The 13654-nt window shown below is 41.8% G+C and carries 14 protein-coding genes; 9 read left to right on the forward strand and 5 right to left on the reverse strand.

Annotation, left to right across the window (positions count from 1 at the left end; genetic code table 11):
* The first annotated feature begins 120 nt into the window (after positions 1-120).
* Positions 121-1335: an ABC transporter permease gene (locus tag H6F92_RS08555; RefSeq protein WP_190357526.1), complete on the forward strand. Its 1215-nt coding sequence runs from the start codon at positions 121-123 to the stop codon at positions 1333-1335.
* 5 nt (positions 1336-1340) lie between these two features.
* Here H6F92_RS08555 and hisD read toward each other — a convergent pair whose 3' ends face one another.
* Positions 1341-2597 (reverse strand): histidinol dehydrogenase, encoded by a 1257-nt coding sequence (hisD, locus tag H6F92_RS08560; RefSeq protein WP_190357527.1) that lies wholly within the window; start codon positions 2595-2597, stop codon positions 1341-1343.
* A gap of 437 nt (positions 2598-3034) precedes the next feature.
* Here hisD and accC point away from each other — a divergent pair, with 437 nt between their 5' ends.
* Genes accC through H6F92_RS08580 form a run of 4 tightly spaced genes read left to right on the forward strand, consistent with a single transcriptional unit; the run spans position 3035 to position 6204 of the window.
* A complete protein-coding gene (gene accC, locus H6F92_RS08565; RefSeq protein ID WP_190357528.1) occupies positions 3035-4381 on the forward strand; it encodes an acetyl-CoA carboxylase biotin carboxylase subunit in 1347 nt (448 codons plus the stop codon).
* A 43-nt stretch (positions 4382-4424) separates the two neighbouring features.
* The gene (locus tag H6F92_RS08570; RefSeq protein ID WP_190357529.1) at positions 4425-4994 is read left to right on the forward strand and encodes a Uma2 family endonuclease; all 570 of its coding nucleotides are present in this window, start codon (positions 4425-4427) and stop codon (positions 4992-4994) included.
* A gap of 26 nt (positions 4995-5020) precedes the next feature.
* The gene (locus H6F92_RS08575) at positions 5021-5596 is read left to right on the forward strand and encodes a Uma2 family endonuclease (protein ID WP_190357530.1); all 576 of its coding nucleotides are present in this window, start codon (positions 5021-5023) and stop codon (positions 5594-5596) included.
* Between the two features lie 32 nt (positions 5597-5628).
* Entirely contained in the window at positions 5629-6204 is a 576-nt protein-coding gene (locus H6F92_RS08580) for a Uma2 family endonuclease (protein WP_190357531.1), read from the forward strand.
* 77 nt (positions 6205-6281) lie between these two features.
* Here H6F92_RS08580 and H6F92_RS08585 read toward each other — a convergent pair whose 3' ends face one another.
* Together H6F92_RS08585 and H6F92_RS08590 are read right to left on the reverse strand one after the other, a co-directional pair.
* Positions 6282-6749: a DUF29 domain-containing protein gene (locus tag H6F92_RS08585; RefSeq protein WP_190357532.1), complete on the reverse strand. Its 468-nt coding sequence runs from the start codon at positions 6747-6749 to the stop codon at positions 6282-6284.
* Between the two features lie 122 nt (positions 6750-6871).
* The gene (locus H6F92_RS08590) at positions 6872-7471 is read right to left on the reverse strand and encodes a Uma2 family endonuclease (RefSeq protein ID WP_185241582.1); all 600 of its coding nucleotides are present in this window, start codon (positions 7469-7471) and stop codon (positions 6872-6874) included.
* Between the two features lie 187 nt (positions 7472-7658).
* On the opposite strand from H6F92_RS08590, the gene H6F92_RS08595 reads away from it, so the two are divergent.
* Positions 7659-9254 carry an Hsp70 family protein gene (locus H6F92_RS08595; RefSeq protein ID WP_190357533.1) on the forward strand — a complete coding sequence of 532 codons (1596 nt, stop codon included), beginning with the start codon at positions 7659-7661 and terminating at the stop codon, positions 9252-9254.
* An 83-nt stretch (positions 9255-9337) separates the two neighbouring features.
* On the opposite strand, the gene H6F92_RS26540 is transcribed toward H6F92_RS08595, so the two are convergent.
* Both H6F92_RS26540 and H6F92_RS08600 read right to left on the reverse strand, forming a co-directional pair.
* Entirely contained in the window at positions 9338-9469 is a 132-nt protein-coding gene (locus H6F92_RS26540) for a hypothetical protein (RefSeq protein ID WP_002768233.1), read from the reverse strand.
* A gap of 196 nt (positions 9470-9665) precedes the next feature.
* Positions 9666-10919, reverse strand: coding sequence for a competence/damage-inducible protein A (locus H6F92_RS08600; RefSeq protein ID WP_190357534.1), 1254 nt, complete (start codon positions 10917-10919; stop codon positions 9666-9668).
* 361 nt (positions 10920-11280) lie between these two features.
* Between H6F92_RS08600 and H6F92_RS08605 the strand changes: the two genes are divergently transcribed.
* The 3 genes from H6F92_RS08605 (at position 11281) to H6F92_RS25870 (ending at position 13416) form a co-directional block, all read left to right on the forward strand.
* Positions 11281-12837, forward strand: a complete 1557-nt coding sequence (locus H6F92_RS08605; protein WP_190357535.1) for an AAA-like domain-containing protein — start codon at positions 11281-11283, stop codon at positions 12835-12837.
* A 111-nt stretch (positions 12838-12948) separates the two neighbouring features.
* A complete protein-coding gene (locus H6F92_RS08610; protein WP_242030061.1) occupies positions 12949-13131 on the forward strand; it encodes a hypothetical protein in 183 nt (60 codons plus the stop codon).
* Positions 13132-13149: 18 nt separating this feature from the next.
* Positions 13150-13416 (forward strand): hypothetical protein, encoded by a 267-nt coding sequence (locus H6F92_RS25870; protein WP_242030062.1) that lies wholly within the window; start codon positions 13150-13152, stop codon positions 13414-13416.
* Positions 13417-13654 lie beyond the last annotated feature (238 nt).

Below are 13654 nucleotides of genomic sequence, written 5' to 3' on the forward strand. Positions count from 1 at the left end.
TTATCCCTGATAACTGATTACTGTTTACTTTTCACTGTTTACTGTTTACTTTTCACTGATTACTGTTTACTTTTCACTGATTACTGTTTACTGATCACTGATCACTGAATGTAACTAACCATGGAAATGCTCGAAAACCTGAAAATGGCTTTTTCCGCTTTGATGGGCAATAAACTGCGTAGTGGTCTGACCATGCTAGGAATTGCTATCGGTAACGCCTCCGTGATTGCCCTAGTGGGAGTGGGTGAAGGAGCGCAAAAAGTTGCTATTGAGCAGTTTGAAGCCCTCGGTCCGAATGTTTTATTTGTTTCCACCTCCTCGCGCAATGTCCGGCGGACAATTCCTAATCCCCGGCCTCTCACCTACGAAGATGCTCAAGCGATCGCATCTCAAGTTCCCGCCATTGCCGCCATTTCTCCCGAATTGAGCGGTAAAAGAATTTTATCCTTCGGTAATAGAACCAGTAATAGCCCCCTAATCGGGGTGGGAGCCGAGTACCTAAACGTGCGTAACCGTCAACTATCTAAAGGTAGATTTATTATGGAATCTGACCTGAAACGGGATAATCGAGTGATTGTCTTGGGATCGGAATTAGCCAAAAATCTCTTTGGTAATCGCAATCCCGTGGGCGAAAATCTTCGCATCGGCAATCTTAGTTTTCAAGTCATTGGAATTTTACAGGCGAAAGGCTCCTTATTTGAGGCTAATCAGGACGATCGAGCCTTAATTCCCCTAACTACCATGTCTAATCAGGTTCAAGGCCGCAGAGCTATCTTTGGCATTCCCCTGACTCATATTTCTGTCTTGGCCAAAAACTCTGCCCAAATTAAAGCCGCCCAGTTTCAGATTAGCAACCTGCTGCAAATGCGTCATCAGGTCAGCGACGAGAATTATGTGCAGGTTTTCCCCCAAACCGCAGTCTTAGAAATGGCCAAAGAAACTAACGATAGTTTAACTAGAATGTTAGCCTCGATCGCCAGTATTTCCCTGTTTGTCGGGGGAATCGGAGTGATGAATATTATGCTCGTGTCAGTCACGGAAAGAACCCAAGAAATCGGGTTAAGAAAGGCTTTAGGAGCCAAAGAAGGGGATATAAAAGGTCAATTTCTGATTGAATCGGTGATTTTAGCCACCACTGGCGGAATTATCGGGATTTTTGTCGGCATTCAAGGAATGTATCTAGCGGGAATTTTTGCCGCTTTAACCACCAGTGTCTCAATCCCTGCGATAATTCTCGCTTTAGGAGTTTCCAGTGCCATCGGTCTGATTTTCGGTGTTGTTCCCGCTCATCGTGCCGCTAAATTAGACCCAATCGTTGCTTTGAGAAGATTATAGTTTTTCTAGCTCTTGTCCTGACCTCGGGATTCTATAGCCCCGTCCGTTGCCGTAAATCCCTCCGCTTGCGCTAATATTTGCAGATTATGGGCTATGGGAGCGAAAGAATCGGCAGGATATTCGATCAAAGTGGCGGAATCGAGAAAAGTTTCCACTCCCACGGGACAACCCAAATAATCAGCCACCGCTTTTGGAGTAGTGGAACCGAGGAGAATAGTTCCCGATTGTCTCACAGAAGATAGCTTTTCCCAAGGCTCATCGATCATTAAGGATAAATGGGTAGGAGCAAAAAGATTCGATAATTCGATCGCTTTTTCCAATGACTCCACCACCACGATTAAACCATAATGAGCGATCGCTTTTTCCGTTAACAATCTCTGGGGATGTACCTGTAACTGTTTTTGTACTTCTTCTTGTACTATTAAAGCCAAAGCCTTATCCGTCGTCAATAAAATCGCCGCCGCTAGGGAATACTGTTCCGCTTGCGCTAATAAATCTAGGGCCAACTGTCTGGGATTAGCTTGATTATCGGCAATAATAACTAAATCAGAAGTAATAGAGAGATAATCGATTTTTACATGGTCAGAAACCAGTTTTTTAGCCAAATTAGTATAAAAATCACCTATTCCGGCAATCATCTCCACAGGAGCGATCGTTTTTGTCCCGTAGGCTAAAGCGGCGATCGCCTGTGGTCCAGCCACCCGATAAATTTCACTAATACCCACCGATTGGGCTGCCACTAAAATCGCTGGATGGATGCGTAAATCCTCATCGGCGGGAGATACCATGACAATCCGTTTAACCCCCGCTATTTTGGCAGGAATCGCCTGTTGGAGCAATAAACTGAGATAGGCTCGTTTACCATCGGGAACGACAATTCCCACACTGTTAATCGGTTGATAACGTTTCCCTCGAACCGTACCATCCTCAGGAAACTGCACCCAAGCTTTGGGAAGACGCTGACGATGAAAAGCCTCCATTTTTGCACAGGCAACAGCGATCGCATTTAATAAATCCTGCGACACCTGTTGATAAGCAGCATCGAGTTCCGAGCCACTCACCTTCAGTTGTTGTAGATTAAGGGACTGTTGATAGAATTTTTCTGTGTAATCTACCAACGAGCGATCGCCAGTAAGTCGCACCTGATCGACAATCTCTCGGACAAGCGATTCTTTTTCCCGAATTTCCGGATCGTCGAACCGTTCCCGAATTCGTCTCAGTTCCGTTCTGGCTGACCATGGCTCTGTGATAATTCGCAACATCGAGCTATTATCCTCTAGGGGCGAAACGAGATGAAAAGGTTTTCACTTCTCACACTCTAGCTTATCGCTTTCAATCTTGACCGGGGAGGAAGACCGAGTCAGTTATTTTAGTCGTCGGTCGTCGGTCGTCGGTCGTCGGTCGTCGGTCGTCGGTCGTCGGTCGTCGGTCGTCGGTCGTCAGGAGTCAGGAGATAGGAGTCAGGAGATAGGAGTCAGGAGATAGGAGTCAGGAGATAGGAGTCAGGAGATAGGAGTCAGGAGATAGGAGATTATTTTATTTATTCTCCCCACACCCCACACCCCCCTGCCCCCCCGATGTCGGGGGGGTTGGGGGGGTCACACCCCACTTCCCCGCTTCCCGATTTCTCCAAGGTAACAAAACCAGATATTCTACTAAATAGTCGCCTATCACACCAGCCTGATCTCGTGGTCGTCCAATGCAGTTTGCCAAGATATTAATCGCCAATCGCGGGGAAATCGCCTTAAGAATCCTTCATAGTTGCGAAGAATTGGGCATTAGAACCGTTGCCGTCCACTCTACCATCGATCGCCATGCCCTTCATGTTCAACTGGCCGATGAGAGTGTTTGTATTGGTCCGCCTCCGAGCAGCAAAAGTTACTTAAACATCCCTAATATCATCTCGGCTGCCCTAACACGCAACGCCACGGCCATCCATCCTGGTTACGGTTTTTTGGCAGAAAACGCCCGCTTTGCCGAAATTTGTGCCGATCATCAGTTAACTTTTATCGGTCCGTCTCCCAGTGCTATTCTGGCTATGGGCGATAAATCCACCGCTAAAAAAACCATGCAAAAAGCGGGAGTTGCCACTATCCCCGGCAGTGGTGGTTTAATTACCTCGGAAGCGGAAGCAAAGCGTATCGCTGATGACATCGGTTATCCTGTCCTGATTAAAGCCACTGCTGGCGGTGGAGGGCGTGGGATGCGTTTTGTCAAGAGTGCAGATGAACTAGGTGATATGTTAAAAGCCGCCCAAGGGGAAGCAGAAGCGGCTTTTGGCAATTCGGGAGTATATCTAGAAAAATTTATCGAATGTCCCCGACATATCGAGTTTCAGATTTTGGCCGATAGTCACGGTAACGTGATCCATTTAGGAGAAAGAGACTGTTCGATTCAGCGACGACACCAAAAACTGCTAGAAGAGGCACCTAGCCCCTTCTTAACGCCCCATTTACGCTCAAAAATGGGTAATGCCGCCGTTAAAGCCGCTAAATCGATTAATTACGTCGGGGTGGGAACCGTGGAATTTTTAGTCGATAAACACGGCAATTTTTACTTCATGGAAATGAACACCCGTATTCAGGTGGAACACCCCGTCACGGAGATGATCACGGGGATAGACCTGATCCGAGAACAAATTCGGGTGGCACAGGGCGAAAAACTGCAAATTAAGCAAGATCAGGTGATATTTAGAGGGCATTCGATCGAGTGTCGCATTAATGCCGAGGATCCCGATCACAATTTTCGCCCTCACCCCGGCAAAATTAGCGGTTATCTGCCCCCCGGCGGTCCCGGTGTCCGCATGGATTCCCACGTTTACACCGATTACGAAATCCCCCCCTATTACGATTCCCTAATTGGGAAATTAATTGTCTGGGGAGAAAATCGCGAAACTGCGATTAAACGCATGAAACGCGCCCTGCGGGAATGTGCGATCACGGGAGTACCGACAACTATTGATTTCCATCGTAAAATACTGGAAACTCCAGCTTTTTTAGCCGGAGATGTTTACACTAATTTCATCCAGGAACATCTCTTGCCCTAGGGCGTTACCATGAATTTTAGACGAGAGTAGGTTGGGGATAATAATGACAGTAGAAGTTAAATTTGAATCTTGGCAACTCAACGATGAACAATTCTTTCAACTTTGTCAGGATAACCGAGATTTACGTTTGGAACGCAGCGCCAAAGGAGATTTAATTATTATGCCACCGACTGGAGGAGAAACCAGCAATTCTAACGCTGGAATCACTGCCCAATTATGGTTATGGAATAACCTAAATAAATTAGGTGTAGTTTTTGATTCTTCTGGAGGATTTAAATTACCGAATGGGGCCGATCGCTCTCCCGATGCTGCTTGGATACCTTTAGAAAAATGGCAAGCTTTAACCCCACAACAAAAGGAAAGATTTTTACCTCTATCTCCCGATTTTGTCATTGAATTAATGTCTCCTAGTGATAGCCTAGAAACTACTAGGAAAAAAATGCAGGAATATTTAGATAATGGAACTCGTTTAGGTTGGTTAATCAACAGAAAAACTAGAGAAGTAGAAATTTATCGTCAAGGACAGGCAGTAGAAATTTTAACTAATCCAGAGAGTTTATCGGGGGAAAATATTTTATCTCAATTTGTCTTAGAACTTGATAATATTTGGTAATTCTATAATCCTAGAAAAGAGAATCTATGATGACAGTAGTAGAAATTAAATTTGAATCTTGGCAACTCAGCGATGAACAATTCTTTCAACTTTGTCAGGATAACCGAGATTTACGTTTGGAACGCAGCGCAAAAGGAGATTTAATTATTATGCCACCGACTGGAGGAAAAACGGGCAATAGTAACGGTAGAATCACCCAACAATTATTTAATTGGTCAGATAACAATGGTACGGGTATCGCTTTTGATTCCTCCACAGGATTTAAACTACCTAATGGGGCCGATCGCTCTCCCGATGCTGCTTGGATACCTTTAGAAAAATGGCAAGCTTTAACCCCGCAACAAAAGGAAAGATTTTTACCTCTATCTCCCGATTTTGTCATTGAATTAATGTCTCCTAGTGATAGCCTAGAAACCGCTAGGAAAAAAATGCAGGAATATTTGGATAACGGGACTCGTTTAGGTTGGTTAATCAATAGAAAAACGAGAGAAGTAGAAATTTATCGTCAAGGACAGGCAGTAGAAATTTTAACTAATCCAGAGAGTTTATCGGGGGAAAATATTTTATCTCAATTTGTCTTAGAACTTGATAATATTTGGTAATTCTATAATCCTATAAATATAAAAGAGAATCTATGATGACAGTAGTAGAAATTAAATTTGAATCTTGGCAACTCAGCGATGAACAATTTTTTCAACTGTGTCAGGATAACCGAGATTTACGTTTGGAACGCAACGCGAAAGGAGATTTAATTATTATGCCACCAACCGGAGGAGAAACTGGTAATTCTAACGCTGGAATCACTGCCCAATTATGGTTATGGAATAACCTACATAAATTAGGTGTAGTTTTTGATTCCTCCACGGGGTTTAAACTACCGAATGGGGCCGATCGCTCTCCCGATGCTGCTTGGATACCTTTAGAAAAATGGCAAGCTTTAACCCCACAACAAAAGGAAAGATTTTTACCTCTATCTCCCGATTTTGTCATTGAATTAATGTCTCCTAGTGATAGCCTAGAAACTACTAGGAAAAAAATGCAGGAATATTTAGATAATGGGACTCGTTTAGGTTGGTTAATCAATAGAAAAACTAGAGAAGTAGAAATTTATCGTCAAGGACAGGCAGTAGAAATTTTAACTAATCCAGAGAGTTTATCGGGGGAAAGTATTCTGTCAGAATTTAGTTTAAATCTTACTTTGATTTGGTAAATCAGAGGTAGTGATTGCCGTTTAACGCTTTACTTTGTTGGGCATTGTCTTCATCGATAAAATACCAAACTTCATTTTTAAGGAAGATAGTCAGAATCAAGGATTTCTGCAAGGGCAAAGGGTGATTCAATTGGGAATAAATCAGCAGAGAGTTGATACTTTCTGACAGTATCTTCTCTGGCTGCTTGGTAACAATCTATCCAGATTTCAGGAATCAATCTTCTCAGACTTGGACTCTCTTTTAATAAGCGTTGAACTTGTCGGCGTTGTTCAACAACTGTGCTGCGCCATCCTTGGGCATTTGCTTCCTTTTCAGTTAGCCAGTAAGTCAATTTAAGCAAATGTTCGGCAATGATGGTTAAGAGACTTTCTAGTTCTCGTTTTTCACTCCTTCCCATCGTTTCAATTTCTTCGATCAAATTTTCTAGGTCTAATTTTTCAAAACGATGTTCTTTGAGTAAGTTAGCGGTTTCTTGTAACCATCGGTAGAAATCTTCTTGATAAAGACTTTTACTTGAGGAGACTAAAGACTTTTCGATGCTCATTTGATGATGACCCAAAAATATAATAGAGCAATCGGCGATTCTTACCACTGTTGCCTCTTGCCTGTTGCCTCTTGCCTGACTTCTGCCAGAAGTCTAATATCGCAGGATTACTCCTGAAAACATCAGAGCTTTAAATTTAAGCTAAAATTGGGTAAAACATCTTCACCCGATAAATCAGTGGGATTTTCTAATATTTCTACCTCCTTTCCTTGACGATAAATTTCAACTTGCCGATTCTGGGGATCGATTAACCAGCCTAACCTTGCGCCATTTTCCCTATACTCAAGCAGTTTTTTTTGTAATTTGTCAAGACTATCGGATTCAGAGCGCAATTCCACCACAAAATCGGGACAGAGGGGAATAAATCCCTTTTTCTGCTTAGGAGTTAAAGATTCCCAGCGTTCTCGACTCACCCAAGATAGATCAGGAGAACGAATCGCCCCATTTGGTAGTATAAATCCAGTGGAAGAGTCAAACCCGACCCCTAAAGCTTCATTTTCTTCGCACCAGCGAAACAATTGTCCTGTTATGCGAAAATTTCGCTGTCCTGATTCACCACCTGTCGGGGGATTCACGATTAATTCTCCTTGGACTGTACGTTCTAATTTTAAGTCCCGGTTGACCGCAGCAAGGGCTTCAAACTGTTCAAGGGTGATAGAGAGAGCGATCGCGCTAGGAATTTCTAAGGAGAGGGTTTCGGGTGAGGTGGTAACTGCTAACATAGTCCTTTGATCAGGTGGAACTTATACTATTAAAGATTATTGGTCAAGTTTCTGCACAGAATTCTTTAGCTTGCGCTGAACAAATTCCCGATTTTTTAGGGAAACTTCCACCTCAATCGGGCGGTTTCACTAAATAACAGGTTACAATAGCCAATAATTAACTAAATTTACCTAAAAACTATCGATCGTGTTCTACGCTATTGATTTCGGAACCAGTAATACCGTCATTACTCGTTGGAATGGGGCGACAAATAGGGCCGAAACCGTGAAATTATCGGAGTTATCCCAACAAATAGCCGACAATCCCCCCCTAATTCCCAGTTTACTCTATATTAAATCAGCCAATCCTCTGCAAGTAATTGCCGGTCAAGCAGTGCGCGATCGGGGTTTAGATATCGATCGAGATCCGCGTTTTTTTCGTCGCTTTAAACGAGGTATCGGGGCAAAAATTCAAGGATTTTTACCGGAATTAGAGGAAACTGTCCTCAGTTTCGAGGGGGTTGGCCAATGGTTTCTTGATAGCATCATCGACAACTTAAAAAACACCACCCCGGAAACCCCCCAATCTCTAGTTTTAACCGTCCCCGTCGATAGTTTTGAAAGTTACCGCAATTGGTTAAGTAATGTTTGTCAGGGATGGGAAATCGAACAAATTCGACTAATTGATGAACCCACGGCCGCCGCTTTGGGTTATGGAACCACGGGTGATCAGGTGATTTTAGTGGTGGATTTTGGCGGTGGCACCCTCGATCTTTCTTTGGTACAATTAGATTTAGATAATCCTCAAAAAAATCAAGGTTTTATTCTCAAGTGGGGAGAAAAACTTTTAGGCAATAATTCCGCTCAAAAAACTAAACTAGCGAGGGTTTTAGCCAAGGCGGGGACAAATTTAGGGGGGTCAGATATCGATGATTGGATTGTCGATTATTTTGCCCAAAAGCAATCTTTAGTAAAAACTTCCTTGACTACTCGTCTAGCAGAAAGATTAAAAATTAAACTTTCTTCCCAATTGACCGCCGAGGAGGTATATTTTGATCAGGAAAATTTCGAGAGTTACGAGTTAAGCTTAGATCGAGAACAATTGACCGATATTCTCCAACAACAAAACTTTTTAAATCAATTAGATGATTTAATGACGGGAGTTTTGCAACAGGGAAGACGCAATGGGGTTGAAGTTAGCGATATCGATGGGGTGTTATTAGTTGGGGGAACCGTACAAATTCCAGCGGTAAAAGATTGGGTGCGACAGTATTTTGATAGTAGTAAAATTAAAGAGGATCGACCCTTTGAAGCGATCGCTTTGGGAGCGTTACAATTAGCCCAGGGTTATCAAGTCAAAGATTTTCTCTATCATAGCTACGGCATTCGTTACTGGAATCGTCGCAAAAATGCCCACGCTTGGCATCCAATTATTAACTCTGGACAACCCTATCCCATGGAAAAACCCGTGGAATTAGTCCTAGGTGCTTCCGTGGACAATCAACCTAGCATTGAATTAATTATCGGCGAATTGGGCACAGAAAGGGGGGCGATCGAGGTCTATTTTGATGGCGATAAATTAATCACTCGTTCCCTCGCTAATGGAGAAACTAGCGTCCAACCCTTAAATGATCGCGAGGGGGCCCGATCAATCGCTAAACTCGCTCCTTTAGGTTTCCCTGGTAAAGATCGCATTAAAGTGCAGTTCTGGATTGATGATCAGTGTTTTCTGCGGATTAATGTGGAAGATTTACTCAGTCAAGAATTGTTACTAAATAATCAAATCGTCACCAAATTAAGCTAGACTTGGCTTCACCTAAAAATCAAGTGCAGACTCATAGTAAGTTTGCACTGATATTATCGCAATATTCTGTTTTACTGGTGGCTTTATCGACTGTGATCGCGCACGGGGATCGGGATTAGTTCGGGTTCGGGTTCGGGTTCCGGACCAAAAACACTGTCGATCAGTTTGCGCGCCCATTCTCTCAATTTTTCTATCACTTCATCTAAATAGTCCATTGACCAAATGGCTCCTTTGAGATACTAGCTATGAGTTTTCGTCGATTGATCCCCGCAACAGCTTGATTCTAGAGAATTTTAACTAATTTTCATCGTTTGGCTGTTCAATCTGACGAGCGGGGGAATCTATATCTTGTACTTATATTAAGCTTAACATAACTTTTTAGTCTGAGTATATATTCTTGGCAATTCTGTTTTAAGATATTGTTAATAAATCCCGTCGTAGGCGATCAAGGGCGGTATAGGCACTAATCTGGCGAATTGTCAAGCGATCTCGATTTTCTCCGAAACGATGCTCTGATACGGTAACATTTCCCTCAGGACTGGCTAAACCGATATAAACTAGGCCCACGGGTTTTGTCTCACTGCCTCCTCCTGGTCCGGCAATACCCGTGATACTGATCCCCCAATCGGTAGCGAGGCGTTTTTGCACTCCTAAGGCCATCTGTTGGGCAACAATGGCACTGACAGCCCCGACATTATTTAAATCCCGCTCATTTACGTCTAAGAGGGCAACTTTTACCCGATTATCGTAGGAAATAACCCCACCCCAAAAATAATCGGAACTGCCGGCGATTTGGGTGATAATTTCCCCTAATCCTCCTCCAGTACAGGATTCTGCCACACTCAAAGTTTGTTTTTGTCGCCGCAACAGTTCCCCCGCTACCGAGGGTAAAGTATCATCATCGGCCCCAAAATAATCTAATCCGGCGATTTCCTTAATTTCCGTCGCTACTGGTTCAATTACCTGCAAAGCAGCCTCTAAAGAAGGGGCTTTCGTCGCAATTCGCAAACGCACTTCGCCTAAACTAGCATAGGGGGCAACGGTGGGATTAGTCAGATCAAATAAATGGACAACTTTTTCCGCTAAAGCTGACTCACCGATACCGCGAAATTTGAGGTAACGACTATAAATCCTCTCTTTGCCCCATCCTTGACTTTCTAGGTAAGGAATCGCCGTTTCTACCCACATTCTCTTCATTTCTGAGGGTACTCCGGGGAAAGTAAGAATAGTCACGTTAGTCTGTGGTTGCCAGATCATGCCGGGGGCGGTTCCCGTCGGATTTGGCAAAAAATCGGCTCCCACGGGTATTAAAGCCTGTTTACTGTTACTAGGAGGCATTTCTCGCCCTAAACTCGTAAATTTAGCCTCGATTTCTGCTAAAATCTCCTGATCTTCCCTGAGGGGCGTTTGGAAAAAATCGGCGATTGTTTCTGTGGTTAAATCGTCGGGAGTCGGTCCCAGTCCCCCGGTAAAAATTAAAATTGAGGAACGTTCTCGGGCAATAGCGATCGCTTTTTTCAGTCTTTCCACATTATCCCCCACCACCGTTTGATAATAATGGGGAATGCCTAATTTTGCCAATTCTAGGGCTAAATATTGGGCATTAGTGTTAACTATATCCCCTAATAATAATTCCGTTCCTACACAAATAATTTCAGCGGTCATAATTTTTAACAATTAGCTTAATTTTTCAATTTTGATCATCAATTGATCTCCTGTCACCACAGTGCGATCGGGGTTTCGGTAACGATGGTACTGGAAGTTAACCATATCAATGCGCTCCCACATTATACCAGTAAGCTATCAACAATCAAAGTCTTGTATATTAAATGCCACTTTTAATAACCAGATTTAGTATCACTACCCATTAGCAAACGTAAAATCAGCGCATTATTGCCTTATATAGCAATAATTGATCATAATCAAGCATAACAAGGTATTGCCGATCATCACCTCTTCCTTGCTGCCATCACAAACCACACCAAAATCATCTAAAATTAAAATGTCCACTAAATAATAAAATGCTATGACTCGCTGGTTTAATATTGCCGGTCCCTGTTCCAACGATATCCACTATATGCTCTCTCCCACAGTCAGATTACCAGATTTAGAGGAGCTAATTCAACAACGTAGTTATTTTGTCCTACACGCACCACGACAAACGGGGAAAACCACCGCTATGTTATCCCTAGCAAAACAACTTACTGCTACAGGAAATTATGCCGCAGTCATGGTATCAGTGGAAGTAGGAAGTGCATTTAATCATGATCCTAGTGCCGCAGAATTGGCAATTTTAGGGGCATGGTATAATACAATAAATATTCGTTTACCTAAAGAATTGCAACCACCTGTAAAAGAATGGCAACAGGAAGAAGCAGGAAGCAGAATCAAGGCTTTTTTATCAGATTGGGCAAAAGCTATCAATCGTCCCATAGTATTATTTATAGATGAAATTGACTCTTTACAAGACCAAACATTAATATCAGTTTTACGACAGTTAAGAGATGGTTTTCCTAACCGTCCTGAAAATTTTCCCTCGTCAGTAGGATTAATTGGTTTACGAGATGTGAGAGATTATAAAGTAGCATCTGGTGGTAGTGATAGATTAAATACATCCAGTCCTTTTAATATAAAAGTTGCTTCTCTGACTATGCGAAATTTTAATCTTGCAGAAGTGGGAGAATTATATCAACAACATACAGCAGCAACTGGACAAATTTTCACACCAGAAGCAATAGAAACAGCGTTTGATTTAACTCAAGGACAACCTTGGTTAGTCAATGCTTTAGCTAAAGAAATTGTAGAAAAAATGGTAAAAGATAGAAATATTGCTATTACCAGAGAACACATTTTAACAGCTAAAGAAATATTAATTGCACGTCAAGATACTCATTTAGATAGTTTAGCGGAAAGGTTAAGAGAACCAAGAATAAAAGCAATTATTGAACCAATGTTAGCAGGTTTAGAATTAGGGAATATACCTAATGATGATATTCAATTTGTCATAGATTTAGGATTATGTAAAATGCACCCTTATGGAGGATTAACGATTGCTAATCCCATTTATCGAGAAGTGTTACCCAGGGTGTTAACAGTCACACCGATGGCATCTTTACCCATGATTGCACCCACTTGGTTAACCCCAGAGGGTGAATTAAATATAGATGCTTTATTAACAGCATTTCTCAAATTTTGGCGACAACATGGAGAACCTTTATTAGGTAGCACTGGTTATCATGAAATCGCCCCACATATTGTATTAATGGCTTTTTTACATCGTGTGGTTAATGGTGGGGGAGTTTTAGAAAGGGAATATGCCATTGGTAGTGATAGAATGGATTTATGTTTGCAGTATAAAGAGGTAATTTTAGGGATTGAATTGAAGGTGTGGCGGGATAAAAAACGCGATCCCCAAGCTGATGGAATTGAACAATTAGAATCTTATTTAGGACGTTTGGGGTTAGATTTTGGTTGGTTATTTATCTTTGATAGACGGAAAAATGCCTTACCAATGGAAGAAAGATTATCCACTGAGGTGGTGGTGACGGAAAATCAATATAGAATTACTGTAATTAGAGCTTGAGTCTTTCCAAAACTTACTGTTTGCGTTACATTTCATTAACGCACCCCACAGGATTAACTTTTAGAATTTTGTTAAACTAGAAATAGCTAGAAAATAAGGAAATATAAAGTTATGACAGTTGCTAACTTATCAATTCCTCAACAATACATACTGGATATTGAACCAGAAGGACGTTTAACTTTACCGCAAGAAATTCAACAAATTCTTAATTTAGAATCTGGAGATAGATTAATTGGCTCTTCGGTTTGTGTTATGCAATGGACGGGGGTTATAAGGGATGGAACCCCTATATAGAAAGGCATTTAGCGATTTTTGTCAATTATTTTCGATCTAGAGCGAACTAATCAATTAAATTCCTTGCCAGATAAGGATTTAGTCGATTTATGCCCCCCTATCGAACCATACCAAGTAACGAAGAGCCGATTAATTTTAACTCTGGAAGATAATGGTACATTACAATTAGTTAGTCTCAAAAACCAAGTTAAAAAATTAAGAGGTTTATTAAAAGATAAATCACCTGATAGAAATTTAGTAGATGAACTTATTCAAGAACGCAGACAGGAGTATTTAAGTGAATAAATCTGTGTTAGATGCTTCTGCCTTTTTAGCTTATCTTAGAGATGAACCAGGAGCAGTAATAGATAATTTGTAGGGTGTGTTAGCGACAGCGTAACGCACCTCATATTTACTAAATAATTTATTTACTGGAGTTTAGACTATGAGAAAACGTCTCAGATAACAAAAAATAGCTGAGATTGAATAAATTGAGTCAAAACTTGGTCTAAGTTACCCTACTTTTTGTTGTTTTTTGTGAACT

Origin of the sequence: Microcystis wesenbergii FACHB-1317 (assembly GCF_014696875.1) — a bacterium.
Taxonomy (GTDB): domain Bacteria; phylum Cyanobacteriota; class Cyanobacteriia; order Cyanobacteriales; family Microcystaceae; genus Microcystis; species Microcystis wesenbergii_A.

Coding starts and splice junctions, on each gene's coding strand:
- H6F92_RS08575 (WP_190357530.1), top strand. CDS start 5,021: ATGATGACAGTAGTAGAAATTAAATTTGAATCTTGGCAACTCAGCGAT.
- H6F92_RS26540 (WP_002768233.1), bottom strand. CDS start 9,469: ATGGACTATTTAGATGAAGTGATAGAAAAATTGAGAGAATGGGCGCGC.
- H6F92_RS08605 (WP_190357535.1), top strand. CDS start 11,281: ATGACTCGCTGGTTTAATATTGCCGGTCCCTGTTCCAACGATATCCAC.
- accC (WP_190357528.1), top strand. CDS start 3,035: ATGCAGTTTGCCAAGATATTAATCGCCAATCGCGGGGAAATCGCCTTA.
- H6F92_RS08585 (WP_190357532.1), bottom strand. CDS start 6,749: ATGAGCATCGAAAAGTCTTTAGTCTCCTCAAGTAAAAGTCTTTATCAA.
- H6F92_RS08610 (WP_242030061.1), top strand. CDS start 12,949: ATGACAGTTGCTAACTTATCAATTCCTCAACAATACATACTGGATATT.
- hisD (WP_190357527.1), bottom strand. CDS start 2,597: ATGTTGCGAATTATCACAGAGCCATGGTCAGCCAGAACGGAACTGAGA.
- H6F92_RS08580 (WP_190357531.1), top strand. CDS start 5,629: ATGATGACAGTAGTAGAAATTAAATTTGAATCTTGGCAACTCAGCGAT.
- H6F92_RS08600 (WP_190357534.1), bottom strand. CDS start 10,919: ATGACCGCTGAAATTATTTGTGTAGGAACGGAATTATTATTAGGGGAT.
- H6F92_RS08555 (WP_190357526.1), top strand. CDS start 121: ATGGAAATGCTCGAAAACCTGAAAATGGCTTTTTCCGCTTTGATGGGC.
- H6F92_RS08570 (WP_190357529.1), top strand. CDS start 4,425: ATGACAGTAGAAGTTAAATTTGAATCTTGGCAACTCAACGATGAACAA.
- H6F92_RS08590 (WP_185241582.1), bottom strand. CDS start 7,471: ATGTTAGCAGTTACCACCTCACCCGAAACCCTCTCCTTAGAAATTCCT.